We start from the raw sequence: 2,682 nt of genomic DNA, 5'->3' as shown, positions 1-2,682 counted from the left end.
GGAGGCTGTTCGCTGCCGCAGTAGCGGCACTTGAGCGCCGCCGCGGGAAGGTCCTCCGACAGGCAGGCCGGGCAGGTCCTGAGCGGGCCCGGCTCCGCGAAGACCACGACCCCGCGCCGCGCCTGCACGTGCTTGTACGGGACGACGATGAAGAAGTACACCACGGCCATGAAGACGAGGAAGTAGACGGCCGCGGAGAGGAACGAGCCGAGGTCCAGGTACGTGTTCTTGTTGCCCGCCCGGCCGAGCTGCCAGCCCAGCCCCATCGAGTGCCCGCCCTGGGCCCGGGCGATGATCGGGTTGATGATGAAGTCGGTGAACGCCTTGATGAGCGTGCTGAGGGCCAGTGCGATGATCAGGCCCACGGCGACGGTGACGATGTCGCCGCGCATGACGAAGTTCTTGAATCCTTTGAGCATGACCGTCCTCCGGACGCGACCGGCTCCCGTGCGCGACCGGCTCCCGGAGTCGGAACCGGCTTGCGGAATCCGGACAGCACGCTACATTCCGTCACGCCGCCCTCAGTGGTACGGCACGCCCCGGCGGGCGGCTCACACCGCCGGTCCGCCGAATTCCCGTACGGCGTCCTCGACGATGGCCTCCAGCCGCTCGTGGTGCGCCCCGCGCCAGTACACGCGCTCACAGGCCGTGCACTGCGCGAAGACGTCGTACGTGCGCCGCGTCCCGTGCTCCAGCTGCTCCGCCACCCTGTCCTTCTCGGCGTCCGCGAGGCGCCCGTTGCAGGCGGTGCACCGCGTCCACGGCGCCAGCACCGGCATGAAGCGGCCGAGGACGTCGCGCAGTTGCTCGTCGGGCCGGTCGCTGTAGACGTAGGCGCCGGCCCATATCTCGCGCCGCCGCAGCAGCCCGCGGTCACGGCTGAGCAGCACCCGGCGTTCCGCCGCGGAGAGCGCCGCGAGGGCGGGGTCGCCGATGTCCTCGCTCTCGTAGGCCGCGTCCACGCCCAGAAGGCGCAACCGGCGTGCGAGCGTCCCGAGGTGCACGTCGAGGAGGAAGCGCAGCGGCGCGCCCGGTACCTGCTGCGGGCGCTCGACCGCGCACACCTCCACCGATTCCCCCGCCGAGGGGACGTGGGCCGCGGGCGCGGGCCGTCCGTCGACGAGCAGCCGGCCTGCCTCGGTGAGCGGGACGCCCAGGGATTCGACGACGTGGCCCAGCGACGACGACGCGTCGATCGCGACGGGCGCGCGCTTCCGCCGCAGCTCGGAATTGACGAAGAGCTGCAGCTCAGGGGCGACGGTGACATGGATTTCCGGTCTGCTCACGCCGTCAGCATGCCACCTGCGGGGGGCGCAGCCGGGCGCCGGGTGCCGGGACGGGGCCGGGGGCGGTCCCGCCGGCCCGGGCCCGGCCCCCTGGCAGGGGCCGGAGCCGGGAGGCGCCTCGACGGGACGTCAGGAGGCGCTGGGCAGGGCCGGCACTTGATGGGTCGGGCAGGTGTAGCCGTTGCCGTGGAGGTAGCTCCAGCCGAGCTCCTTGATGTGGGGCGTGGCCGTGTGCGTGTGGTGCAGGAGGTGTCCCCACAGGTCGTCGTCGCGCGAGGGGCCGGGGTCGGGGATGACGAGGTCGAAGGTGGTGTGGGTGGTGCAGCCGTGGTGGTCGCACGCCAGGTAGAAGCGGACGGGTCCGGGAGTTTTGCCTGCAGTGGTGAGGCTCATGAGGGCAACTCTCGGGGGATCCACCGGGCGGAGGAGGCCGGATCCGCGGATCTCTCCCCCGCTCCGGTGACGCAGCGTGTGACGGCGGCCGGGGCCGGGTAGTCCTCTTCCCCTGGCGCACCTTCGGTTTTCGCTGCCGCCCGCTCATGAGTTCTGGCGGGTTGATCACTGTGCGTAGGCGGCCGGGTGGTCCGGCAGCTCCGGCGGCGTGTCCCTCGGTGCGTGCGGCTACTGACGGACCGTCCAGTGGTCGTTGGCGCCGGCCTGGAGGAACTTCAGCGGCGGGCAGAGGAAGTCACGGCCCTGAGGGCCGGTCCCGGTCCACGGGGAGTCGGCCGGCCGGGCGGGCTGCCACGCCCCGCGGCTGCGCAGCGCGACGGAGCTGGAGTCGAAGACGGTGTTCCTCGCCTCGCTGCAGTAGTAGCCGGTGCCGGTCGCGGGGTTGACGCTCGCGTAGATCTCGAACATGTCCCAGCCGTGCGAGAGCCCGCTCCGGTCCCGCCCCGCGTTCCGGAAGAGCAGGTCCCAGCCGGCCGTGCGGTAGTTGTAGAGGTACGCGGACCACCGGTTGGCCGCGGCGTCGTCCTGGACCATCTGCACGCTGTAGGCGGGCCGCCCGGTCGCGCCGTTCGTGTACGTGGCGAGGAACGAGGCGTCGACGGGCACGGTCCTCGCGGGTCCTCCGGGGTCGGAGCACCAGTCCCAGGCCCAGATCTCGTTGCCGCTGCTCCAGTAGGCCGTGACCACTTCCATGCACGCGTTCTGCGCCTTGGTGGTGGGGGAGTAGGTGAAGTTCCCGCCGTCCGAGACCCGGTAGGAGGCGTCGACGCTGTGGGTGGCCATGATGCCGTCGTGGGTGCCGGGCTGCGGGAAGACGCCCCACCAGTTGTGTGTGAGGCCGGCCTCGGGGGTCGCGGTCCCGCCGCCGGTCGTGCGCGCGTGGTTGCTCAGCGAGCCGGCCGTGGTGGCGGCCCGGCGGCCCTCCACGAAGATGCGGGCGGCC

General features: G+C 72.0%; 4 protein-coding genes. All 4 read right to left on the bottom strand.

The features are described from left to right. Positions 1-419, bottom strand: a 419-nt coding sequence (locus V7793_RS36210; protein WP_336013925.1) for a large conductance mechanosensitive channel protein MscL, incomplete at its 3' end; no start/stop codon positions are given. Positions 420-551: 132 nt separating this feature from the next. After that, positions 552-1,286, bottom strand: a complete 735-nt coding sequence (locus V7793_RS36205; RefSeq protein ID WP_336013924.1) for a Mut7-C RNAse domain-containing protein — start codon at positions 1,284-1,286, stop codon at positions 552-554. A gap of 129 nt (positions 1,287-1,415) precedes the next feature. Next, entirely contained in the window at positions 1,416-1,679 is a 264-nt protein-coding gene (locus tag V7793_RS36200; RefSeq protein WP_168096482.1) for a hypothetical protein, read from the bottom strand. Positions 1,680-1,907: 228 nt separating this feature from the next. Next, on the bottom strand, positions 1,908-2,682 hold a 775-nt coding region (locus V7793_RS36195), incomplete at its 5' end, for a carbohydrate-binding protein (RefSeq protein ID WP_336013923.1).

Source organism: Streptomyces sp. KLMMK (genome assembly GCF_036961605.1).
GTDB classification, from domain to species: Bacteria; Actinomycetota; Actinomycetes; order Streptomycetales; family Streptomycetaceae; genus Streptomyces; species Streptomyces telluris.
This window is presented reverse-complemented; position numbering and strand designations above follow the sequence as displayed.

Coding starts and splice junctions, on each gene's coding strand:
- V7793_RS36200 (WP_168096482.1), bottom strand. CDS start 1,679: ATGAGCCTCACCACTGCAGGCAAAACTCCCGGACCCGTCCGCTTCTAC.